Annotated in this window: 21 protein-coding genes; 9 read left to right on the forward strand and 12 right to left on the reverse strand. The window is 70.3% G+C overall.

Annotated features, from left to right (window positions below; translation table 11 throughout):
- Window positions 1-5: 5 nt before the first annotated feature.
- From SPR02S_RS08225 to SPR02S_RS55415, 4 genes are read right to left on the reverse strand one after another with little or no spacing between them, the layout of a single operon-like run.
- A complete protein-coding gene (locus SPR02S_RS08225; protein ID WP_019056467.1) occupies window positions 6-287 on the reverse strand; it encodes a hypothetical protein in 282 nt (93 codons plus the stop codon).
- Window positions 287-4,987: a putative T7SS-secreted protein gene (locus tag SPR02S_RS08230; protein WP_019056468.1), complete on the reverse strand. Its 4,701-nt coding sequence runs from the start codon at window positions 4,985-4,987 to the stop codon at window positions 287-289. Before SPR02S_RS08230 ends, SPR02S_RS08225 begins: the two co-directional genes overlap by 1 nt.
- On the reverse strand, window positions 4,987-5,637 hold the full coding sequence (locus tag SPR02S_RS08235; protein ID WP_019056469.1) for a hypothetical protein: 651 nt from the start codon (window positions 5,635-5,637) through the stop codon (window positions 4,987-4,989). The genes SPR02S_RS08230 and SPR02S_RS08235 overlap by 1 nt, the downstream gene beginning before the upstream one ends.
- Window positions 5,637-6,281 carry a hypothetical protein gene (locus SPR02S_RS55415; protein WP_019056470.1) on the reverse strand — a complete coding sequence of 215 codons (645 nt, stop codon included), beginning with the start codon at window positions 6,279-6,281 and terminating at the stop codon, window positions 5,637-5,639. The genes SPR02S_RS08235 and SPR02S_RS55415 overlap by 1 nt, the downstream gene beginning before the upstream one ends.
- 260 nt (window positions 6,282-6,541) lie before the next feature.
- Here SPR02S_RS55415 and SPR02S_RS08245 point away from each other — a divergent pair, with 260 nt between their 5' ends.
- The 4 genes from SPR02S_RS08245 (at window position 6,542) to SPR02S_RS08260 (ending at window position 11,682) form a co-directional block, all read left to right on the forward strand.
- A complete protein-coding gene (locus tag SPR02S_RS08245; protein WP_019056471.1) occupies window positions 6,542-8,062 on the forward strand; it encodes a pyridoxal phosphate-dependent decarboxylase family protein in 1,521 nt (506 codons plus the stop codon).
- 125 nt (window positions 8,063-8,187) lie between these two features.
- Window positions 8,188-8,907: an SAM-dependent methyltransferase gene (locus SPR02S_RS08250; protein ID WP_019056472.1), complete on the forward strand. Its 720-nt coding sequence runs from the start codon at window positions 8,188-8,190 to the stop codon at window positions 8,905-8,907.
- A 191-nt stretch (window positions 8,908-9,098) separates the two neighbouring features.
- Window positions 9,099-10,634, forward strand: coding sequence for an APC family permease (locus tag SPR02S_RS55420; protein WP_019056473.1), 1,536 nt, complete (start codon window positions 9,099-9,101; stop codon window positions 10,632-10,634).
- Between the two features lie 88 nt (window positions 10,635-10,722).
- A complete protein-coding gene (locus SPR02S_RS08260) occupies window positions 10,723-11,682 on the forward strand; it encodes a D-2-hydroxyacid dehydrogenase family protein (RefSeq protein ID WP_019056474.1) in 960 nt (319 codons plus the stop codon).
- A gap of 50 nt (window positions 11,683-11,732) precedes the next feature.
- On the opposite strand, the gene SPR02S_RS08265 is transcribed toward SPR02S_RS08260, so the two are convergent.
- Window positions 11,733-12,281 (reverse strand): DUF2087 domain-containing protein, encoded by a 549-nt coding sequence (locus SPR02S_RS08265; protein WP_019056475.1) that lies wholly within the window; start codon window positions 12,279-12,281, stop codon window positions 11,733-11,735.
- 196 nt (window positions 12,282-12,477) lie between these two features.
- On the opposite strand from SPR02S_RS08265, the gene SPR02S_RS08270 reads away from it, so the two are divergent.
- Window positions 12,478-12,777, forward strand: a complete 300-nt coding sequence (locus tag SPR02S_RS08270) for a chaplin (RefSeq protein WP_019056476.1) — start codon at window positions 12,478-12,480, stop codon at window positions 12,775-12,777.
- 116 nt (window positions 12,778-12,893) lie between these two features.
- Here the strand turns inward: SPR02S_RS08270 and SPR02S_RS08275 are convergent, their stop codons facing one another.
- The 7 genes from SPR02S_RS08275 to chpG form a co-directional block, all read right to left on the reverse strand.
- Complete coding sequence (locus tag SPR02S_RS08275; protein WP_019056477.1) at window positions 12,894-13,760, reverse strand: tyrosinase family protein; 867 nt, start codon at window positions 13,758-13,760, stop codon at window positions 12,894-12,896.
- Complete coding sequence (locus SPR02S_RS08280) at window positions 13,744-14,187, reverse strand: tyrosinase family oxidase copper chaperone (protein ID WP_019056478.1); 444 nt, start codon at window positions 14,185-14,187, stop codon at window positions 13,744-13,746. Before SPR02S_RS08280 ends, SPR02S_RS08275 begins: the two co-directional genes overlap by 17 nt.
- Window positions 14,188-14,354: 167 nt before the next feature.
- Window positions 14,355-14,870 carry a hypothetical protein gene (locus tag SPR02S_RS08285; RefSeq protein WP_019056479.1) on the reverse strand — a complete coding sequence of 172 codons (516 nt, stop codon included), beginning with the start codon at window positions 14,868-14,870 and terminating at the stop codon, window positions 14,355-14,357.
- Window positions 14,871-15,085: 215 nt separating this feature from the next.
- Window positions 15,086-15,583, reverse strand: a complete 498-nt coding sequence (locus SPR02S_RS08290; protein WP_019056480.1) for a DUF5949 family protein — start codon at window positions 15,581-15,583, stop codon at window positions 15,086-15,088.
- 127 nt (window positions 15,584-15,710) lie between these two features.
- Complete coding sequence (locus tag SPR02S_RS08295; protein WP_019056481.1) at window positions 15,711-16,001, reverse strand: hypothetical protein; 291 nt, start codon at window positions 15,999-16,001, stop codon at window positions 15,711-15,713.
- A gap of 244 nt (window positions 16,002-16,245) precedes the next feature.
- Complete coding sequence (locus SPR02S_RS08300; protein WP_026150341.1) at window positions 16,246-16,944, reverse strand: hypothetical protein; 699 nt, start codon at window positions 16,942-16,944, stop codon at window positions 16,246-16,248.
- Window positions 16,945-17,204: 260 nt separating this feature from the next.
- Entirely contained in the window at window positions 17,205-17,444 is a 240-nt protein-coding gene (gene chpG / locus SPR02S_RS08305; RefSeq protein WP_019056482.1) for a chaplin ChpG, read from the reverse strand.
- Window positions 17,445-17,698: 254 nt separating this feature from the next.
- On the opposite strand from chpG, the gene SPR02S_RS08310 reads away from it, so the two are divergent.
- The 4 genes from SPR02S_RS08310 to SPR02S_RS08325 are packed head-to-tail and all read left to right on the forward strand — an operon-like array spanning window position 17,699 to window position 22,938.
- Window positions 17,699-18,778 (forward strand): hypothetical protein, encoded by a 1,080-nt coding sequence (locus SPR02S_RS08310; RefSeq protein WP_019056483.1) that lies wholly within the window; start codon window positions 17,699-17,701, stop codon window positions 18,776-18,778.
- A gap of 54 nt (window positions 18,779-18,832) precedes the next feature.
- Window positions 18,833-20,182 carry a glycosyltransferase gene (locus SPR02S_RS08315; protein ID WP_019056484.1) on the forward strand — a complete coding sequence of 450 codons (1,350 nt, stop codon included), beginning with the start codon at window positions 18,833-18,835 and terminating at the stop codon, window positions 20,180-20,182.
- Window positions 20,179-21,600, forward strand: coding sequence for an exopolysaccharide biosynthesis polyprenyl glycosylphosphotransferase (locus tag SPR02S_RS08320; protein ID WP_019056485.1), 1,422 nt, complete (start codon window positions 20,179-20,181; stop codon window positions 21,598-21,600). Before SPR02S_RS08315 ends, SPR02S_RS08320 begins: the two co-directional genes overlap by 4 nt.
- 3 nt (window positions 21,601-21,603) lie before the next feature.
- On the forward strand, window positions 21,604-22,938 hold the full coding sequence (locus tag SPR02S_RS08325) for an O-antigen ligase family protein (protein WP_019056486.1): 1,335 nt from the start codon (window positions 21,604-21,606) through the stop codon (window positions 22,936-22,938).
- Window positions 22,939-23,087 lie beyond the last annotated feature (149 nt).

Below are 23,087 nucleotides of genomic sequence, written 5' to 3' on the forward strand. Positions count from 1 at the left end.
AGTCACTACCGTTGATTGAAGGGATCTACCGACATGCATTCATGGATGCTGAGGAACCGGCATTCCCCGGTCTCGGCGTGCACCGAGATGTTGGTGGGACCGTAGAGCAAGTACTTGTCGTCCCTGGTGGCGAGGTATTTCACGCCCTGAAATGCGAAATAGAAGAACTCACCCTTCTTCGCCTTCAGTTCGTCATCATCGAACAGGGCGACTTCGTTGTCCCAACCCGCGGTTTTCTGCCGAAGGAACTCCGCCGCCAACTGCTCCGCCTGCTCCAACGTGTACATCAGTTCGTCCTCATCAGCTTGAATGACTTGAAGTAGGCGGGGTTGACGAATCCCGTCTGACCGTCAACGAAGAGCACCCTGCCCTGACTGTTCACGACATTGAACACGTGACCACCCTGACCTGGAACAGGAGAGTCTCCTGCCACGATTCCGCGAGCACCGTCACCGGAATTTCGCATGTGATCGACCATGTCCCAGAACTTGGTGTCCTCGAAACTCCGCCCGTACACGCCCTGCAGTCGATCGAGGGACTGCAGTCCCCCCATGTCCCCGGGCACGGCCTTTATTCCCTCACCCGCAAGATATCGGTCCATCGCTTCACCGACGTACGTGCAGTTCATCATCCCGCCCTCGGGATTGAGCTGCTTCGCCAAGTCGGAGAGATTCGGCGTCTCGTACGGCTTCAGCGGAACAGGTGATTTCTGCGGAGCCAGGCCGAGCGGATCGCAGGAGATCTGAGGCCGGTCCACATATGCGGTGGGATTCGGTGCCGGAGCGAGTCCCAATGGGTCCTGGCTGACGTACCGGCCCACTTCGGGATCGTAGTACCGAAGATAGTTGTAGTTCAGACCCGTCTCGGCGTCGAAATACTGCCCCGGGAAACGAAGAGGGGTGTAGGCGTGGCTGTCCATCGCCCAGGACAGTTTCCCCCAGTGCGTGGAGCGTGATCTCCAGGCGATTTCTCCGGACTCGTCGATCAGTTCGCGGGGAGTTCCCGAGATGTCGGAGACGATGGCGAAGAACCGGGCGTCGATCTCCTCCTGCGAGGTCGAGGACGTGACCCGGCGCTCGCTCTGGGCGACCGTCTCGGCGCCGTGCAGATGCCAGGTCAGGGTCACCGCGTCGCTCGTGTCGCCCCAACTCGTCGTCTGTTCGCACAGCGTGGTGCCGTCCCAGGTGAAGTCCACCTGTTCCAGTACGTCGACGCCGTTCTCGGCGATGCGCTGTTTCCCGATGCGCCTGCCGAGCGCGTCGTACCGGTACCGCCACACCGTGCCGTCCGGAGTGACGACCTGGGTGAGCCGGTCCTCCGCGTCCCAGCTGTACCGCCAGGTGTCCGGCTTGCGGGAGAGCCTGGTCTTCTGACGGAGCACCACACGTCCGGCCGCGTCGTGCTCGTAGCGGATCCGGCCCGCGCCCGCGAGGTCGGCGCCCTGGTAGACGCGATCACCGCATCCGTCGTCGCCGAACTGGCGCGTGGGCCACTGGGCGTGTACCTGATTGCCGGTCCTGTCGTACGCGTAGGACTCGACCCACCCGTCCCCGCTGACCCGGGTCGCCCGTCCCACCAGGTCCAGTTCGTACTGCCGGACGCCGTCCAACTGATCATGGACCGTGGTGATGCTGCCGTCCGCGCGGTATTCGTAAGCCCTCGACTGGATACGCCCCAGAGAGTTGTCCACCGCTTGCGACATCAGCCGGTCCATCTCGTCGAAGGACCGGGAAATGCTCAGGAAATCGTCGAACCGGCGGCTGGTCTCGCGGCCGACCTGGTCGTGTTCCAGCGCGACGACACGGCCGTCCGCCAGGAAATGACGGAGTTGCCCCACGGAATCGTATTCCCAGGCGCTTTCCACGCCGGATGGTGTCGTACGGCCCGTCAGCTTGCCGAACTGGTCGTATCGGTAAGCCACTTCACGGCCGTTGACCGTCTCGGAGACCACGCGCCCGTGCCGGTCACGAAGGAGTTCCAGGTTCGCGTGGGCGGTGGCGGCCCGGGCGATCCGGTCGGTGAAGTCGTAGGTGTACGTCAGCATCTCGCCGTCGACGCTTTTCCGGACGATCTGCCCGAGTGCGTTGTGCTCGAAGGAGACGGTCTGACCGAGTGCGTTCGTGCGGGAGACCAACTCGCCGACCGCGTTGTAGGAGTAACGGTTGACGCGGCCACCGAAATCGGTCTCGGTGGCCAGCCGCCCGACCGCGTCGTACGCGTAGGTCCACTCCAGACCGGCGGGGTTGGTCACCCTCGTCAGCCGCAGGTCATTGTCGTAGGCGAACTCGTAACGAGAACCGTCGGGTTCGACACGTGCCGTCAGCAGATCGAAAGGCGCGTACCGGAACCGTGTGACTCCCCCCAGGGTGTCCGTGTGGGTGAGGCAGTTTCCCTCGCCGTCGTAGGTCCAGCGCTCCTCGGTTGCGTCCGGATGCAGCCGCCGGGTGAGCCTGCCCTCGACGGACCATTCGAGCACGCCGGTCTTCCCCGACGGGTCCGTGGCGGACGTGATGCGGCCGAGCGGATCCCGTTCGTACCGCATGACGTTTCCGGAGTGATCACGCACCTCGACCGGCAGGCCCGCCGCGTCGCAGCGCATGGCGGTCACCCGGCCGTGGGGGTCTCGTACCGAAGACACATGCCCGGACTCGTCGTACGTGAAGTGGGTCGTGCCGGCGGTCGAATCGGCGACCAGTGTCCGGTTCCCGCGTTCGTCGAATTCCTGACGGACCGCACTTCCGTCGGGGCGCACGGTCCTGATGAGGAGTCCACGGTCGTCGTAGGCGAAGGTGGTGCGCCGGCCGTCCGGGCGGTCGATCCGTGTCAGGTTTCCGGCGTCGTCGTACTCGAAGAATCTCGTGCGGCCCACGGCGTCGGTCTCGGACAGCAGCCGATTGAACCGATCCCGCGTATACCGGGTGGTGTTCCCCGAAGGATCCACGATCGCGACGATGTGATGCAGGTCGTCGACGAAATACCGGCGCACGGCTCCGTCGCCGTTCGTCGCCGTCGTGGTGCGCAGGCCGGTTTCCGGGTCTCTGTCGCCGTAGGACAGGCGCAGGCTCATGTGGCCCGCCGAGCCGCCCTGCGCGACGCACCGGTTCGCCTCGTCGTACTCGTAGGCGTACGCGTGCCCGTTCGTGTCCGTCCACGACGTGACCCGGTGTGCCTCGTCGTACGCGAATCGGAGGGGCAGGCCGGAGGAGTTGACGACCTCGGTGAGATTCCCGCGCGTATGGCCGTAACTGATCAGCCGGAGATCCGGTGCGCCGTCGCCGGTGATCAGTTCCAGGCCGGTGATCAGTCCGTCGGCGCTGTCGATCCTCAGGTGGTGTCCGGCGCTGTCGACGATCGCCGAAGGGACGCCCGCTCCGTCGTACTCGAAGGTGATCCAGTTGCCGTTGGCGTCGTCGATCTGGACGAGTTCGGCCAGCGTTTCGTCGCGGTCCGCGAAATGCCACACCCGCCGGGTCTGCGGGTCGGTGACGGTGTAGCCGTCCGCCTCCCGGCTCAGCGGCCACCGGGCGCCGTGCGTGGGCAGGACGGGCAGGCCGGGTGCCGGATGCGGGTAGAAGAGGCGGGTTCCGTCCTCGTGGACGAAGGTGACGCCCGCCGCCGTGATGTCGAGACGCTGATCGACCGTGCTGATCCAGGACGGGCCGAGCCAACGGCCGTACGTGCGGCCCGACTCGACCCGGCGTTTGAAGGCGAACGGCAGCGCGCCCGGCAGCGTGACGTCCGTCTGGGACAGGAACATCCTGCCCGTGGCCAGGTTGACCGGGTCCGTGCCCGCGGACTCCACATCCTTGGCAGCCTGGCTCTCGGCCGCGGCCGGCGTCTCCGCGAGCGCGCCCTCCTCGGCGAGCGTGCTGTCGGCGGCGAGCATGCCCTCCTCCGCGGCGGTGCCCGCGCCGTCCGAGGCCACGGCCAGGACGGCCTGGGGAAACAGCTCGCCGGCGAAGTTGTACGGGTCCGACTTGAACGAGTTCCAGCCCGATTCCAGGGCGCGTTCGGGATGCGTGGCCATGCTGACCACTCCGCCGAGCAGCTGGACCTTGTTCTGCAGGAAGGCGGCCGGATGCGTGAGGTTGTACGGGTCCATGACGTTGAGGCTGCGGGCGAAGTTCACGATGCCCGCCGTGCCCTTGATCACGCCGCCGACGACATGCGTCGAGTCGACGTACTGGGCCTCCAGGAAATCCGCGCCGTCCAGCTTCAACTGCTGTACGGCGGAAGGCTCCTTGGGGGCGTGCGCGAGCGCGGCCGTCAGCTTGGCCTCCGTCTCGGCGGCGACCGCGTTCCGCTGCCGCCGCGCCGCGTCGAGGACCTCCTGCGCCGCCCGCAGCGCGGCCCCGCCGGGATCCTGCTCGGGCGGCAGCGGGCCGGGGTCCTCGGTGCCACCCTCCGCCTTGCGGTCGTAGTCGTCGACCTGCTTCTTGTACGCGTCCGAGGCGGACTTGCCCTTCTTGTACAGGCGGATGGCCTCCTCCGCCTGCTTCTGCGCCCACTCGACCGTGTCGGCAAGGCTGCCCAGCGCCGTGGCGGCGTCCGAGCAAGCCGCCCCCGCCTGAAGCCACTTGGTCGGGTGTACGGCGAACTTCTCGCGGAAGGTGTCCGCGGCCTCGCCCTTCCAGCCCGCCGAGTCCACGGCCTTCATGCCGACGCCGACCTCCGCGAAGGCGTCGGCGAACACCGCCAGATGCGTGGCCTTCTCGCGGATCGTCGCCGGTTTGCCGTGGATCAGCCCGGTCGGCTCGGCGTCCGGCCCCAACTGCTGTTCGTCCACGTGTGCGCCGAGGTAGGAGGCGAGCTGGTCCCCACCGTCCCGCACCTTCTGCGCCACCCCGTGCGCGCCGACCGTGTCGAGGACGTCGCCGGTGAGGTCGGCGCCCTCGTCGACGGCGTGCCCCACATCGCGCTTGGCCTCGTCGAAGAGCCCCTTGCCCTCGCTCAGTGCCTTGCCGCCGTACTTGCTCCAGATCGACATCAGCCCTGCTGCCCCTCCGGCTTGAGGCCGAGGCCCTTGCTCACCGTGGCGTCGTAGTCGTCCTGGTCCATGCCGAGCGCGGTCGGCACCGCCTCCACACCGGGGACCACGTCGGTCGTGGCCACGTCACGGGCCATGCCCTTGAGGACCTGTTCCGAGTTGGTGGCGCCGTCCTCGAACGACTTCGCGCTGTAGTCGGGGTCCAGCGCGGCGGGCGTGGCCAGTTGGCTCCAGCTCTGCTTCTCGATCTGGTCCTCGGAGGCATACGGGTTGCCCTCCAGGGAGTTGAGGCCCACCTTGAGCGAGTTCTTCACGGTCTGGTCCGCCTGGTACTCCGTCCCCGCCGCGAGACCGATCGCTTCCGCGAAGGAGTTCCCCTCGGCGACGAGGGAGCGGACACCCCACTGCCAGCGCTCGCAGAACGAATGGAACACGGTCCCTACGGCGTCGTCGCCGATCGTCACACCGTCCATCTCCAGATCGTCGAAACCACGCCCCGCGCCCGACCAGCCCACCTTGTCGGCGAAGCCCAACTTCCCCAGCTCACCAAGGACCTTGTCGATCCCGTCGGCGATCAGCGCCAGCCCGACGACCTGCAAGTCCGGCCCGCCCGCACCGCCGTCGCCGCCCTGCGAAACTTCCCCCGCCATTACCGCCCGACCTCCCCGTCCAACCCGTCCAGCCCACCTGGTCCGTCCGGCCCGTCCACCGCGACGTCCTCCGGCACGACGCCGACCACCGGCGGCAGTACGAGCCCCCGCTCACCGTCCGCCGCGTCCACCAACACCCCGCACGGCACGCCCGATCCGGCCACCGTCGGTACGGCGGCGTCCAGGAGAGCGGCACCCCACACACCCCGGTACCGCCACTCCCGTTCGGCTTCACCCCGGGCCGCCGCATACCGCGCCAACGCGGCCTCCCCGGTGAACGCGAGGATCCACCGCACTCCACCCAGGTCGACCGTCAAGGGTGCTTCGGCCGCAGGGCCCACCCCGGGCAACGCGCCCATCGGCACCAGCACTTGTGACCGCCGGAACTCACCCAACCGGTCGAGGAACCGACGCCGACGGGCCCGCACTTGCGCAGCCTCGACCTCGGTCTCAACCTCGGTCTCAACCTCGGGCGCCTCTTCGGTCTCCTCCTCGGAGACCACGTCTACGGCCGCCTGGACGACCGCCTCGACGACCGCCTCCCTCGCCGTACGGATCACCGTCTGATCGGCGATGTCCGCCAACCGTGACCGTGGCGGCCCCGGCGCGACTCCGCTCACCGCTGCCTCTGGCTCGTCCACCATCAAGTCCCCGTCGCAGGGCGGCTGTTCACCCTATTTCCGTGATCAAACTTGGGCATCGTCACACGTTGCGATTACCACCTGCAACCAGATCCGAGCCAAGTGCGAACAAAGGAATTCCCAAAAGGAAGTCCCAAGTCGAGTTGCGCCGGTACACGTGTCGGCCGATGTGGCCGCTCGTTACGATCATGGCCCTCACTTCGCTGACCAGGGGGTCTTGTCGCGACGAGAGGCCCCGCACCCCGCCATGACTCAGCGTTTGCATGACCAAGACCCGTCTCCGTTCGGCGAGTTCGGCGAGTTCGGCGAGTTCGGCGAGTTCGGCGAGTTCGGCGAGTTTCGGCGAGTTCGACCCGTCCCCGGAGCCGCCCGCAGCCCACGCGAAGGTGCTCCGGGACGAACTCGTGGCAGCCGCCGAGTGGGCCGCCCGCTACCTGAGCGAACTGCCGCAGGGCCCGGTCGCCCGTCCGCTGCCCACGCAACTGCGATCCCGGCTGCGTGCGGGACAACTTCCGCAACGCGGCGGGGAGTTGAGCGGCGTGCTGGACTTCGTACGCGACGAGATCGCGCCGTACCCGACCGGGAACGGGCACCCCGCGTTCTTCGCCTGGGTCAACTCACCGCCCGCGCCCGCCGGGATCGTCGCCGACCTGCTGGCCTGCGCCGTCAACGCGACCTGCGGCATGGGCGAGAACGCGGCGATGGACCTGGAGCGCGGCACCGTACGCATGCTCGCCGGCCTCGCGGGCCTGCCCGACAGCGCGGGCGGGGTGCTGACCAGCGGCGGTTCCATGGCCAACCTGCTCGCCCTGGCCACCGCCCGCACCTGGTTCCTCACCCGGCGCGGCTCCGCCGACGGCCCGGCCTACGACCGCGACCACGCCCGCCTCACCCTCTACTACAGCGCCCAGGCACACATGTCCGTCGCCAAGGCAGCCGCCTGCGTCGGCCTGCCCGCCCATCGGCTACGCCCCGTCGCCACCGACCCGCACAACCGGCTGGACCCCGCCGCACTGCGCGCCGCGGTCACCGCCGACCTGGACGCGGGCCTGCTCCCCTTCTGCACCGTCACCACACTCGGCACCACCGCCACCGGCGCCGTGGACCCGCTCGAACCGGTCACGGACCTGTGCTGGAGCACGGGGATGTGGCACCACGCGGACGGCGCCTGGGGTGGACTCGGCGCAAGCGTGCCCGCCCTGGCACCCCACTACGCGGGCGTCGGCGGCGTCGACTCACTGACCGTGGACCCGCACAAGACCCTCAGCGTGCCGGTAGGCTGCGGCGCGCTGCTCGTCCCGGACCCCGAGCACCTGCACACGGCCTTCGCCCACCAGGCCTCCTACCTCACCGCCGGTGAACCGGACGCCCTGCCCTGGCTGTCCCACGCGACGATCGAACTCACCCGTCCCGGCACCCGTGCCCTCGCCCTCTGGGCCACCCTGCACCACCTGGGCCGCGACGGCGCCACCGGCCTGATCGAGCACTACCTGGCCCTCGCCGACCAACTGCGCGAGCGGATCACCGCCGAACCCCGGCTCCAGCTGCTGGCCGGCGGCCCGTGGCCGGTCGCCTGCTTCCGGATCACCGACCCTTACGGGAACGCCCCGGACGCCCTCCACACCCGCGTCGCCAGCCGCGTCCAGGACAACGGGCGCGCCTACCTGGCCACCGTCGCCGTCCACGGCCGCACAGTCCTGCGCGCCGCCCTGTGCAACTACCGCACCACCACGGACGACCTCGACCTGCTGATCCGCGAAGTCCTCCACGCTGCCGAGCGGTGACCACCGGCGGCCGTCTTCCCCACCCCGGACGGTTGGGCAGAAGATGGTGTCCTGCCAAGCCGTGCCCGCGAACTCCCCGCGTGGCAAGGCTCGTTGGAAGCTCGTTGAGCGAAAGGCGATCACTCATGGCCGACGAGCCGGACACTTCGCCCGGTATCGAGCCCGACGTGCCTGACGCGGCCAACGTGCCCGCTGTACCGAACGTGGCCCGTATCTACGACTACTTCCTCGGCGGCCACACCCACTACCCCGCCGACATCGCGGCCGCCCGCCGCATCACCGCCGCCAGCCCCCAAGCGCCCCTGCTGGCCCGCGCCATGCGCCGCCGGCCGGTGCGGGTCGTGGCCGCCATGACCGCCGAGGGCATCACCCAGTTCCTCGACCTGGGGGCCGGCCTGCCCACCCAGGACAACGTGCACGAGGTCGCCGCCCGCCACCACCCCGACACCAGGGTCGTCTACGTCGACAACGACCCCGTCGTCCTCGCCGAGGGCAGGCCCCTCCTGGACCCCGGACGATCCGTACTGCTCATGGGCGACGTACAGGACATGGCAGCCGTCCTCGACGACCCCGATCTGCACACCCTGATCGACCTCACCGCTCCGCTGGGCGTCATCGTCTCCGGCGTCGTCCACTTCCTGCCCGAAACACCGGCCACCGCGGCCCAGTTCACCGAACTCCGCGGCCAGCTCCGCACAGCCGATCAACTACGCCGGTTCTTCGCCGACTTCACCCTCCAACGCCCAGGCCTCGTCCCCCTGGACGACTGGCGCCCCGACGCCCCCGTCCCGCCGTCCGCGCTCCCCGAACCCTTGATATGGGGCGGCCTGGCACGCAAGCCGTAAGCCCCGGCCACCCAGGGAATCAAATCGGCCTCCGTGTTTCACCCCGGTTTCCGTTACGTTCCGATGGATACGTAATGGTCAAGACTGGTCCCCGAACGCTTGTGGGATTTCACAAGGACGACGGATCATTGGCCGAATCCCGCCCATCCCCCGTCCCGTCCCCGCCCCTCCCCATCCCGCAGGAGCCCCCGGTGGCCGCTGGTCAGATCGCCCCCGAGCCGGCCGCGCCGGTCGCAGCACAGGCCGAGCGGCAGAAGCTGCGCAAGCACTTCGGCCGTTTCGACATCCTCTTCTTCCTCCTCTGCACGATCGTCGGCGTCGACACGATCGGCACGGTCGCCTCGTCCGGCGCCGAGGCGTTCACCTGGCTCATCGTGCTGGCCGCGGTGTTCTTCATCCCCTCCGCACTGCTGACCGCCGAGCTCGGCGCCGCGTTCCCGGAGGAGGGCGGCCCCTACATCTGGACCAGCCGGGCCTTCGGCCGCCTGGCGGGCGCGGTGAACAACTTCCTGTACTGGATCACCAACCCGGTCTGGCTCGGCGGCACCCTCGCCGTCTCCGCCGTCACGGCGTACACGACCTTCTTCAACGACGGCAAAGACCTCAGCACCCCGGCCTTCTACGTCTTCGCCCTCGTCTTCATCTGGGTCGGCGTCCTCGCCGCGATCCTCTCCTTCGACGTCGGCAAGTGGATCCCCACCATCGGCGCCTGGAGCCGCTTCGTCCTCCTCGGCCTGTTCACGATCACCGTCGTCGTCTACGGCATCCAGCACGGCCTGCACGGTTTCGGCCCCGGCGACTTCTCCCCGACGTACGCGGGCTTCGTCGGCCTGGTCCCCGTCCTGATGTTCAACTACGTCGGCTTCGAACTGCCCAACACCGCGGGCGACGAGATGACCGACGCCCAGAAGGACGTCCCCTTCGCGATCTTCCGCAGCGCCGCCCTCGCCGTACTCCTCTACGCCCTCCCCATCCTCGGCATCCTGCTCGTCCTCCCGGTCAAGGCCATCACCGGCCTCGGCGGCTTCCTCGACGCGATCCGCCAGGTCTTCACCGTCTACGGCGGTGACGTGGCCGCCGACGGCACCGTCACCAGCAGCGGCGCCGGCACGGTCCTCGGGGACATCGCCGCGATCCTGTTCATCCTCACGGTGCTGTCCTCCGGCGTCACCTGGGTCATGGGCTCCGACCGCGCCCTCGCCGTCTCCGGCTACGACGGCGCCGCGCCCCGCTTCCTGGGCGTCATCTCCAGCCGCTTCGGCACGCCGGTCCGGGTCAACATCCTCAGCGGCTTGGTCTCCACCCTCGTCCTGGTCCTGGCCCATCAGCTCACCAACGGCAGCGCGGCCAAGCTCTTCGGCGCCGTCCTCGGTCTCGCCATCTCCACCACGCTCATCAGCTACCTGGGCATCTTCCCGGCCCTGGCGGTGCTCCGCCGCAAGGCCCCAGACGTGCCCCGCCCCTACAAGGCGCCCTTCCCCCGCACCATCAGCGTGGTCCTCACCGTGCTGATCCTGTTCGCCAGCGTGCAGTTGATCGCCCCCGGGGCCGGCGACCACTGGTTCGGCGCCAACTACCTGCCGGACGGCTGGAGTTACGACGAGCGCTGGAAGTACCTCCTCACCGAGGCCGTACCGCTCGCCGTCTTCGTCCTCCTCGGCGTCCTCTTCTGGGCCCTGGGCAAGCCGACCCGCACGGCCAACTCGCTCTCGCTCGCCAAGGAGTAACGTTCCGGTCGATCACCCGGGAACCTGGCCCTGGAACCCCGAACCCCGGCCCCGGGACCCCGGACCCGACAGAAGGAACCGAACCGCCGTGCCCCTGCGCTGTGTTGTCCTCGACGACTACCAGAACGTGGCGACCGAACTCGCCGACTGGTCGCCGATCGAGGACACCGTGGAGGTCGTGAGCCTGCGTGAACACCTCGACGACGAGACCGAGTTGGCCGCCGCGCTCGCCACCGCCGACATCGTCGTCACCCTGCGCGAACGCGTCCCCTTCCCCGCCTCGCTGCTCGCCCGACTCCCCCGCCTGAAGCTGCTCGTCGCCTCCGGCATGCGCAACACGGTCATCGACCACGCCGCCGCGAAGGCGCACGGCGTCACCGTGTGCGGCACGGCCAGCTCCTCGACCCCGCCCGTCGAACTGACCTGGGCGCTGCTGCTCGGCCTGGCCCGGGGAATCGTCGAGGAGAGCAACTCCCTGCGCGACGGCGGCCCTTGGCAGCGGACGGTCGGCTGCGACCTGCACGGCCGCACCCTCGGGCTGCTCGGTCTCGGCAAGATCGGCAGCCGTGTCGCCCAGGTCGGCCTGGCCTTCGGGATGCGCGTCACGGCGTGGAGCCAGCACCTCACGAAGGAGCGCGCGGACGAGGTGGGCGTACAACTCGCCGCGTCCAAGGAGGAGTTGCTCGCCGACAGCGACTTCGTCTCGGTCCACCTCGCCCTCGGCGACCGCACCCGCGGTCTCCTCGGCCCCGCCGAACTCGCCCTCCTCAAGCCCACCGCGTATCTGATCAACACCTCACGCGCGGCGATCGTCGACCAGGACGCCCTGCTCACCGCCCTGCACGAGGGCCGCATCGCCGGCGCCGGCCTCGACGTCTTCGACACCGAGCCCCTCCCCGCCGACCACCCGCTGCGCACGGCACCGCGCCTGCTCGCGACACCCCACCTCGGCTATGTGTCGCACGCCAACTACACGACGTACTACGGCCAGACCGTCGAGAACATCCAGGCCTACCTGGCGGGTTCGCCGGTACGGCAACTGCCGTAGAACCCAAGGTCCGTACGGCAGTTGACGCCCAATGACGCCGAACCCGCGCGTCACGCCGCCGTTGTCGACGACAGCCGGTAAATACCCTCGCTCCGGCGCAGATGCTGGAGGTCCACCAGGTAGCGCCGGAGCGTCACATGGTCGATCTCGCCCTCGTCGCACCAGGCGCGCAGCTTCTCGTTGACGATCCGCTCGGGGTACTCGACGCCGGGGGCGAAGGTCTGCTCGGCGATGTGCTGGAGCACCACCTGCTTGCGGGTCCACTGGGCGGGGAGGCGGATGAGGCGGCCGCCCCGGACGAAGGTCCGCAGGATCATGTCGGTGTGCTCGTCACCGGTGGCCGGGGTCTCCTCGGCGGGCTCCTCGCCCTGCCGCGCCAGCTTCTTGAACAGGTCGTAGTCGACGCGGAGTTCGCCGTCGTCCATGGTCTTCACCACGCCCTGTTCGCGCAGCTTGAGCAGGGCGAGCGCCGTCCCCTTCGAGGTCAGGCCCGCCACCTCGGCGACCTGCTCGGTGGTCTCGGCGCCCAGGGCCACCGCCGCGAAGGCGCGCACCCGGTTCTGCTCGGCGAACAGACGGAACAGTTGGTCGGTTGCCATGCCCGGAGGTTAATGGACGCCCACCCGCCGAGGGCACCGAATTTCCGGCCGTCGAACGCCCGCTCCCGGCGCTCGAAGTCCTGTTCAAAAAGGTGATCCCCGCGCTGTCGCCGTTACCAGCCATGCGCCGCCGCGTTGAACTCGGAGTGCGGTGGCGAGTCGTGCCGTCGCACTCATCGAACCAAAGGAGAACGTGATGTCTCGCATCGCGAAGGTGGCCGTGGTGGCCCTCGGCACCGGTGCCGTGGCGCTCGGTGGCGCCGGCCTGGCCATGGCGGACGCGGGCGCGCAGGGTGCGGCCGTCGGTTCGCCCGGCGTCCTGTCGGGCAACGTCGTGCAGGTGCCGGTCCACATCCCGGTCAACGTCTGCGGCAACACCGTCAGCGTGATCGGCCTGCTGAACCCGGCCTTCGGCAACACCTGCGCCAACGTGAGCGGCCACGGCCACCCCGGCCACCCCGGCCCGGGCTACGGCGGCAACGGCTACGGCCACTGATCCGACCGCACGCTTCGACCGCACCCGCGGACGGACGTACGCGAAGAGCCCCGGCACCTCAGGCGCCGGGGCTCTCCCCGTGTCCGCGACCGGTCAGCCGTAGCGGCGAACCGGCATCACGCGTACCGATAGATACTGCTGACGTCCTCCAGCTGCTGCGGCGTCACGTCCCACGGCGGCATCCGCTCCTGCCGTGCCACGACCCGCCCCTCCTGGTCGTCGCCCGCGCCCGGCGGCTTCGCCGGCAGATAGCGGGCGCCGCGGTGCCTGCTCTGCCAGCGCGTCCACTGCAGGTCGACGAAGGCGTGGTGCAGCCAGAACACCGGGTCGTTGACGGACGCGCCGCCGAGCATCACGCCCCCGACCCACTTGTGCACCCGGTTGTGATTGCGCCAGGACGCGCTGCCCCGCCCGGTGCCCCACCCCTCCAGCCGGTTGCGGAACCCCGTGCGGCAGGTCGAGTCCCAGGGCGAGACGTCGTAGACCGGGTCGGCGAGCGCCCCGTCCAGGTCGCTCTTCGTCGGCAGCGCGATCGGGGCGCCGGCCCGGCCCAAGTCCCTTGTGAGGTACGGCTCGTCGGTGATGTTCTCGGTGATCTTCCACTTGCCCGTCGCGTAGGCGAACGGCCCGGTCGTCACCTGGTGGTCGGAGCGCCGCCCGGTGCCGCCGAGCAGGTCCTTGGTCCAGGGCGTGGCGGTCGCGGAGCGTTCGCGCGTCCAGTCCCAATAGGGCACCGTCACCGAGGAGTCGACCCGGCGCAGCGCCCGCTCCAGGTCGAGCAGGAACTGCCGGTGCCAGGGCAGGAAGGAGGGCGCCATGTGCGCGGAGCGCAGCCCGTACTCCCCGTCGGGCACGAAGAACTCGATGTGCGTGCGCACGAACTCGTCGTACTCGCCCCGCCGTTTGACCTCAAGGAGCGCCGCCACGAACCGCCGCTTCTCGGCGGCGGTGAGCGTGCTGACGTCCTTACGCGTGTACGCCATGGTCTCCCCCCATGTGCATCTGCTCCATCGGCCCGTCCGCCTCGCGCAACTCCCGGCCGGGGCTCAGCTCGTCGACGGCCGCGCGGGTGGCCTCCAGCGCGGTGGGATACGAGCGGTAGTGGTCGACCATGCTGAGCCAGGTGCCGTCGGCGCGGCGCATCAGATGCAGCGGCCGACCGTCCACCGTGACCTGCCAGCCGTCCTTCAGCACACCGTGGATACGACGGCCCCGGTACGTCTCGTCGAAGGCGGTGTCCCCGGGGTCCTCGCCGGAGCGCGTGGGCCGCGAGGCCGCGACGACGGGCACGAGGGCCACGGCGAGGGCGGCACCGAACGCCCCGCGCAGCGCCTCCCGCCGCGTCCTGCGCACCGGCCCGGGTCTGACCGAATCCCGGCCCACGGGTACTCCACCGACGCTCACGCTCATGGCCCAACTCCCTCGTCCGTTCCGACCGTTCGAGGGGCTAACCGTCCGACCCCCCGCCCGGTCACCGTCCGTATCCCCCCGGGCAAGCGGAAGGGCCCGGGTCGCACCACCCGGGCCCTCTCCTCCACACTCCGGTCCTACGACCGTCCGCGCTCCGGCGCCATGGCCTACAGGCCCGCCCCCGTGACCAGGTCCGCACCCGGCACGGTCTGCAACACCGGCGCCAGGACGCCCAGTTGGGGCGCCTTCAGGTCCGGGAGGCCGAAGTTGTCGGGGTTGGGCGGGGTCAGCGGCACGTCCAGCGCCAGGCCCGGGGCCATCGTGCGCAGGTCGGAGGCGGGCGTGCTGACGCCGACGTGGTCGAAGCCGTCGCCGAGGACGTGCGGCAGCGGTGCGCGCAGGCCGAGGCCGGGCAGGCCGCCGTGGACCGGGAGTTGCGGAATGGCCCGCTCCGGGATGAGCCGGCCCTCGACGTACCGCGGGCCCTCGGGCGAGCCCGGCATGGGCACCGGGATCTCCCCGCCCAGCTTGGGGAGTTCCATGCCGAGGGCGCTCTCCGCGCCTTCCAGCGGCACGGGCACGGGAACCGCGCCGAGCGCGGCGGCGGGGGTCGCGGCGGCGCCGGTCGCGGCCGCCACGGCCGTGATGACGGCGGCGATGGTTCCTCGGGTGGTCGACTTCATCTCGAGTACGGTCCCTTTCGGAATTCGGAGGCTCTGCGTGCTGAAGCTCTGTGTGCTGCCCGGGTAACGAGGCCGGGCAGGACTTCAGTTCAAGATTCCCCCGGGTGCCGTAGTAGTCAGCTTTCCGGAATTCCCGTCCACGGACCGGAATCCGCTTCCCACCAGCGGGCCGGAACCGTCAATTCCCGCCCGCTGTCCGGTCGTTCGTCCGGTCGTCAGCCGCGCAGGCTGCGGGCGGGCAGGATGATGTGCGCGGCGGCGTTCAGGGTGTCCTCGGAGCCGGCGAACTCGGCCAGCGCCTCGGGGGTGACGGGCTTGCCCGGCTCGGCCTCGGGCCACGGGCGGGTGGTGAACACCAGGTAGGCGAAGCCGCGTTCGCCGACCGCCGCGAGCCACTCGGGCGGCGGCACGCACTGGGCGTTGAGCTGCGGCATGTTGAGGACGGCCTGCCCGGACTCGATGAGCATGGTGATCGGCAGGCTGGGCTTGGTGGCGCCGTCGACGACGTTGCCGCCGACCGGGAGTCCGTTGTCGGTCAGCAGCCGTTCCACGGCGGCGGTGGCGGCCTCGGGGCCGTCCGCGGCGTCGCCCAGGGTGTAGGCGAGGAGGTAGGGCATGTCCCCGTCGGGGGCCTCGCCGCTCCACGCCAGGACGACGAGGGTGCCGAGGTCGGCGACGCGGAAGGGGCGCGTTTCGCTTGAGGTTGAGGTCACCGCGCGACCTTATCGACGGGCCGGAAGGCCACCGGACGCGTTCTCACCCGTCCGGCCGATGGCGCGGGCACCCCGCCACACGAACGAGGGACGCCTCGCGACGCCCCTCGAACACCACCGGCGAGACTCAGCTCTGCAGCGGCAGACCGCCGAGCAGCGGGTTGTGCTGGTTCAGCGCGGCGGTCGCACCCTTGACGGTGTTGAGCGCGGAACCCTTGTTCTCGGTGTCGAGCGCGTCCGACTGGTGCTGCAGCGGCATCACGTCGGCGGGCTGGAGCTGACCACTGGTGAGGGTGTTGACGGCGCCGGTGAGGCTGGTGGGCGTCAGGTCGGCGGGGCTGTAGGCGAACGCGGGCGCGGCGGCACCGGCGATGGCGAGGGACCCGGCAACGACAGCGGCAGCCTTCAGGGACTTCATCGTGTTCCTTTCTTCGGCAACTCATGTCACCAGAGCGAATTCTGTCGCCGTGTGTAACGAGTTCCGGCCGGGGCGGAAACCCCGTGCGCAGAAAGTTTCTGCTGCCCACCCGAATGCAGCGTGTGTCTCATCGGCGTTTCCCATCCTCATATGAAAAGGCCGTGGAACGGAAAAGACCGCCGGGCCGACCCCGGAAAGGGACCGGCCCGACGGCCGTTCTACGACTGCTCTACGACTGCTCGCGTCAGACGCTGGGAACAGCCGGTACCGCGGGCACCGCCGGAAGCGCGGACGTCGACGGCAGCGCGGGCAGTCCCGGCAGGCTCGGCGCGGGCAGACCGCCACCCAGCAGCGTGGCCGCGACCACGTTGACGAGGCCGGTCACCACACCGGTGACCGCCGGGACGACGCCGGCGACATTGCCGGAGGTGACCGCCGCGAGCAGCGTGGCGACCGCTTTCTGCAGGGACGCGAGGGCGTCACCGGCAAGGTCGGCGGGCGCCTTGGCCTTGGAGTCGTCGCCGCTCTTGAGCGAGGGCAGCGCGGGCAGGGCGGGTGCCGCCGGCACAGCGGGCACGGCCGGCGCCGCGGGGACCGCCGGGACCGCCGGAGCGGCCGGCGCCGCCGCGGTGATCTTGGCGACGGCCGCGGTGACGGCGTCGCCCAGCGTCTTCGCCTGGTCGGCGGAGAGCTGGCCGTTGTCGGCCTTGAGCGCCTGGGTCAACAGGTCGGTGACGGGGGTGAGCACGCTGCCGAGGTCGCCGAGGCTCTTGACCGGGGCGAGCAGTGCGTCAGCGTTGGGGACCGGCGCGCTCGACGCGGCGTGGACGTGCTTCCGCGCCGAGTCGTTGTCGGCCGCGACGGCCGCGGGGCCGGCGATTCCGATCAGGACAGTGGCAGAGAGCACGGAGGACGCGACGCGCCGTGCGGGCAGACCACGCATGGGTGTTTCCTTTCGGTGGTGCTTCGGATCTTGAGCCCACCGTGAAAGCGCTCACCACCATCTGCAACCGGTCGGACGCGCCAGGTGACCGTCCGTCAGCCGCGCGGTCGACGTCGTGCCTGGTGAGGGCCATGTCAAGACCGAAGCGCCGGACCGGGACCGCTACCGCCCATTCGGGGCAACACCGCCGAACGCCGACCGGCCGTCCCCCCGTGGAAGGACCACGGGTGAACGGCCGGACGAAGTGATGCGCGCGGACGTCAGTCGTTGACGCAGGTGTTGCCGAAGGCCGGGTTCAGCAGGCCGATGACGTTGACGGTGTTGCCGCAGACGTTGACCGGGATGTGAACCGGAACCTGGACGACGTTGCCCGACAGCACGCCCGGGGAGTGGGCGGCCACGCCGTGCGCGTCGCTGTCGGCGGCGGCGATGCCGGCGGTGCCCGCCATGGCGGCGGCGGCAACGGAGGTCAGGACCAGGCCCTTCGCGATACGCGACATGGAGAGGTGCTCCTTGGGGTTGAAACAAACATCCGGGCGGGGATGCCCGGCGCTGTGTCAACGCGCGGCGCCCAAAGGGGTTGTGCCGCCAATGGGGTGATCTCCCAGAGGGCCGAACTTCACCATTCCGACACACTTGTTGCGTTTCGCCGGATTAATACGGATAGCCACTAGAGTTGCGCACCTCCCGAAGTACCCCTATAGCCAGCAAATCGCATATAGGGGCCGTACTTCCCGAAAGGGCACCGCCGGTCATGCGCAATTCCCTGGGTCCGTTGCTGCGCCGGGCGTCGACGGGCGCTCTCGCCCTCGTCACGATCTGGGCCCCGGCCGCGTCCGGAGCATCCGCCCCGCCCGCGGAGGCGGCGCGTGTCCCCTTCGCCCAGCGCTACCACGCGCTCCAGCACGGCGGCATCGTCCGCGCGGCCAACACCTCCATCAGCTGCCGCGCCAACTCGGCCGCGTGCCCGGCCGTACGAGAAGGACAGGCGGCGGTCAACGGCGACTTCGACATGTTCTACGTCGACGTCGACAGCGACCCCAACACCTACAACTCCTCCCGCGCGGAGATCCGGCTGCCCGAGGGCGCCCGGGCCACGTACGCGCGGCTGTACTGGGGCGGCAACCTCCGCGTGGGCGAGCAGAAGCCGTCCAAGGACAACGGGCGGGTGCTGGTCGCGGAGCCCGGTGGCGAGTACAAGGCGGTGCTCGCGGACACGGTCGTCGGGCACCGGGTGGCGGGCGGCGCGGACGCGTTCCAGGCCTCGGCGGACGTCACGAAGCTGGTCCGGGAGAGCGGTTCGGGCCTCTACACGGTCGCCCAGATCAACACCGCGATGGGGAAGTCGGCGACCGGTGCGTGGGGCGGCTGGACGCTCGTCGTGGCGTACGAGAAGCCGCAGGAGCCGCTGCGCCGGCTGGAGTTGTGGGACGGCTTCGACGCGATGGACTCCCGTACCGGCGCGGAGATCCGAATGCGCGGGGTGCATGTGTCCGCGCACGCCGGGGGACGCGCGGGCGTGGTGGCGTACGACGGGGATCGCGGCCGTACCGGGGATTCGCTCACGCTCTCGACCGGTCGTACGAACGCCACCGCGCTCGGTGACGGCGCCAACCCCCGTGACGACGTGCTGAATTCCACGATCAGCGACCCGGCGGCGGCGCCTTCGGAGCGTGCGCCCGCGTATGCGAACACGCTCGGCTACGACTCCGATGTGTTCGATCTCGGCAAGGCGCTGCGTCCCGGCGGTGACCAGCTGGCCTTCCGGCTCGTTTCCCAGCGGGACGCGGCGTGGTGCGGGGCGCTCTTCGTCGCCGTCGACGCCCAGCAGTGAGGCGCGTTCCCGCCCGCAGTCCCGAGCGCCACCCGTGAGCGAGGAAACCGCGCAATGCACCAGCCAGCAACCGACACTCGGCCACGGGTCCTGCACCTCGCCCAGCCCGTGGACGCCGGGGTCGCCCGTGTCGTCATCGATCTGACGCAGGCTCAGCTCGCCTCGGGCCTGCACGTCACGGTCGCCTGCCCCGCCGGCGGCATCCTCGCGGACGGGGTCCGGGCGCTCGGTGCCGACGTACGGCTGTGGGAGGCGACCCGGTCACCCGGTCCGGCGCTGGTCTCCGAGGTACGGCGGCTCGCCCGGGTGGTCGCGGAGGTGCGGCCCGATCTGGTGCACGCGCACAGCGCGAAGGCCGGACTCGCCGGGCGTCTTGCCGTGCGGGGGCGGATCCCGACCGTGTTCCAGCCGCACGCCTGGTCGTTCGAGGCGGTCGGCGGGGTCACCGCCGCGCTCGCCGTCGGCTGGGAGCGGTGGGGCGCGCGGTGGTCCACGCGGACGGTGTGCGTGAGCGAGGCGGAGCGGACGACCGGGCTGCGGGCCGGGGTCCGGGCCCGCTGGAGCGTGCTCCCCAACGGCATCGACACCGAGCGCTTCCACCCCGCGGCCGTGGACACCGTACGGGCCGGGATCGAGCAGCTCGCCGGGGTCGATCCGGCGGCGCCGCTGGTGGTGTGCGTGGGGCGGCTGTGCCGGCAGAAGGGCCAGGACGTCCTGCTGAGCGCGTGGGACGAGGTGGTCCGGCGGGTGCCGAAGGCGCGGCTCGTGCTCGTCGGCGACGGACCCGACCGGGCCGCGCTGCGTCAACTCGCCCCGGATTCCGTGCTGTTCGCGGGTGCCGTCGCCGATCCCGTGCCCTGGTACCAGGCCGCCGACCTGGTGGTCCTGCCCTCGCGCTGGGAGGGCATGGCGCTGGCCCCGCTGGAGGCGATGGCCTGCGGGCGACCCGTCGTCGTCACCGATGTCGCGGGCGCCCGGGAGAGCCTGCCCCCCGGACACGCGCCGCACGCCGGAGAGGCGCGCCGGTGTCGAGAGCCCATGGGGGTCCCCCCGCTCGAGCGAAGCCGAGAGTGGGGGAGCGCGGAGGCGCGAAGCGCTGAGCACGGTCGGGCTCTCGACACCGGCTTGAGCGCCTCGGAGGCGGGCCATTGGAAGAGGTGCCTGGTCCCGGCCGAGAACCCGGCGGTGCTGTCCGGGGCCGTCGCCGAGCTGCTGCTCGACCCGCTGCTGCGCGAGTCCCTCGGCCACCAGGGACGCCGGTACGTCCAGTCCACGCACGACGTGCGGCACACCGCCGAAGCGGTCGCGGGGGTCTATCGCGAGCTGCTCGGCGGCGCCCCGGAGGCGAAAGAAAAGGACACGTCCGTCGTGCCCACCGAGTGCAGGGAGTCCATCCACTCGTGACTGCGGAAAGCACCGTCCCCTCCCCCGGCGGACAGCCACGGGACCACGGATTCTCGAACGTCTCGGTCATCCCCCGCCGCACCGGCGGCGGTTTCCGGTTCCCGGTCCGCAGACCGCCCGCGCGGCCGGTCTCACCGCTGCCGCTGCTCGGCGCGGACCTCGGCGCCGCCCTGCTGGGCGCGCTCGCCCTCACCGGCAGCCAGCGCCGCCCACTCCTGGTGGCCCTGCTGATCGCCGGGTCGATACTGCTGCGCCCGCATCTGCCCCGGACCGTCCCGCGCGTCCTCGACGAACTGCCCGCCGTCTGCGGCCGGATCGCGGTCGCCTGGCTCGCCCTCGGCACGCTGACAGCGGCCTACGCCCCCGACCGCGCGCTCTCCGCCCGCACCCTGCTCCTGGGCTTCGCCCTGCAAACGGCGGCCAGTTGCGTGGCCCGCGGCGCGGTCCACAGCCGTCGCCGCAAGGCACTCCTCAATCGCCCCCGCACCGCCCTGGTGATCGGCCCGGCGACGACCGCGCAACGCGTGGCGGCAGCGGTGCTACGGCACCCGAAGTGCGGGATCGAGCCGATCGGCATCGTCGCCGAACACCCGGACGGCACCGAGGGGTTGCCGGTTCTGACCACCGGCGAGGAGGTCGAGCGCGCCCTCATCCAGAACGGCGTCCGAGCCGTCCTCACCGTGCATCCCTCGGTACGGTCCGAACGCGGGCCGCTGCTACGGGCGTTGGCGGAGTCGGGCTGCGTGGTGTGGGAGGTCGACGCCGACTCACCTTCGTACGAGATGCGCGACCAGCTCGCCGGATTCGCCTGCCGCAGGCTGGAGTTGGGGTCGCGGAGGCCTGGCAGTTTCGGCAAACGCGCGCTGGATGTCCTGGCGTCCGGCACCCTGCTCCTCCTGGTCAGCCCGCTGCTGCTGGTGTGTGCGGTGGTGCTCCGTCTCACCGACGGGCGCGGGGTCGTCTTCCAACAGGAGCGGATCGGCAAGGACGGGCGCCCCTTCACGCTGCTGAAGTTCCGCACGCACCGCCCGGTCGACGAGCACGAGGCGGCCACCCGCTGGAGCGTCGCGGGCGAGCTGCAGATGAGCCGCTTCTGCCGCTTCCTGCGCCAGACCTCGCTGGACGAGCTGCTCCAGCTCTGGAATGTGTTCCGGGGCGACATGAGCCTGGTCGGCCCGCGCCCCGAACGCCCGTACTTCGTCGCGCAGTTCAGCCAGACCTACCCCGGCTACGCGGCCCGCCACCGGATGCAGACCGGTATCACCGGCCTCGCCCAGATCCACGGGCTGCGCGGCGACACCTCGATCGAGGACCGCTGCCGGTTCGACAACGCGTACATCGACAACTGGTCGCTGTGGCAGGACATCTGCATCCTGGCCCGCACGGTCACCGCGCTCGTCCGTCCGACCGGGAGCTGAGCCGTGAACCACCGCCTGCGCACGTTCGCCCCGGTCCTGCCGGTCGTCGCCGTGATCGCCCTGCTCGGCCTCCCGCTCACCCCGGGCGAGAGCGGTGCCGGCCCGGCCGACGCGGTCTCCGGGCTCGTCGTGCTGTACTGCGGAATCCGGCTCCTCCGCGACCGGCAACGCCCCCTCACCCCAACTGCCGTAGCGGTCATGGGACTTCCGGTCCTGGGCCTGTCGATCGCCGCGATGGGCGCGTCCTCACCGGGCGCGGGCCTGAGCGGCCTGGGCCGCTACCTCCAGATCTTCGTACTGGTCCCCGCGGCAGTCGTCCTCCTGATCCGCGACCGCCGCGACTTCCGCCTCCTGGCCTGGTCATTCGTGTCACTCGCGCTGTGGCAGGGCGGGATCGGCGTCAAGCAGTACGTCACCGCGACCGGCGCCTCGTACCAGGGCGAGGACATCCGCGCGGTGGGCACCTTCGGCCCGACCGATGTGATGGGCATGGCGACGGTCGTGTCCTTCGGCCTGATCTGCGCGCTGGCCCTGGCCCTGGGCCGAAATGACGCACGCCAACGGGCAGTTGCGGCAGCCTGCGTCTTCGCCCTCCTGATCCCCCTCGCCCTGTCCTTCAGCCGAGGCGCCTGGATCGCGACGGCGGCGACCTGCACGATCCAGCTGGCCCTGGCCGGCCTGCGCCGCGCCCTGAAGGTGGCCGCGGCGGTGACGGCGGCGGGCGTGGTCCTGGTAGGCGGCTTCGGCGTCGGTACGGCGATGCTCCAGGAACGGATCGACAGCATCACCCAAGTCACGGACGCCCCGGACCAGTCGGTGATCGACCGGTACACGATGTGGGCGGCGGCAACAGCGATGTGGCGCGAACACCCGCTGACCGGCGTCGGCTTGAAGGGCTTCCCCGAACACCGGGACGGCAACGCCTCGTTGGCATTGTCCTCAGGCAGCGACACGGAAGGCGCAGGCGCCGCCTTCCTCAAACAACCCCTCCTCTCCCCGCACAACATGTACCTCCTGGTCCTCAGCGAACAGGGCCTGATCGGCCTCGTCACCCTGGCAGGCAGCTGGCTGGCCCTCCTGGTCTGCGCGCTGCGCGGCCTGTTCCGAGTCCACCGCGCCAAACTCCCCGGCCTGGACTGCGCGTTGGTCTCCACGGGCCTCCTGACCTGGCAACTGATCGACTTCATGTACGCAGACATCGGCGGCCCGTCAACGGTCCTGACGGCGGTGGTCTTCGGCGTGGTGGCGTGGTGGTCACTGGTGGGAGCAACGGCTGAGGACCGGCCGACGGCGACAACTCCGGTGCCGGTGACCGCCGAAAGGGCCATGTCCCAATGACGGTGACGGGCAACACCGAGCAGGGCAGCGCCCCAAAGGGGCGCGGGGCCGTATCAATCAGCGGCTCCGCCGCAGAGCGCGACACACAGGCCGGCACCAACCCCCTAAAGGAGCGCGGGGCCGTATCAATCAGCGGCTCCGCCGCGGAG

The sequence above is a fragment of the Streptomyces prunicolor NBRC 13075 genome, assembly GCF_000367365.1.
In the GTDB taxonomy this organism is placed as follows: Bacteria; Actinomycetota; Actinomycetes; order Streptomycetales; family Streptomycetaceae; genus Streptomyces; species Streptomyces prunicolor.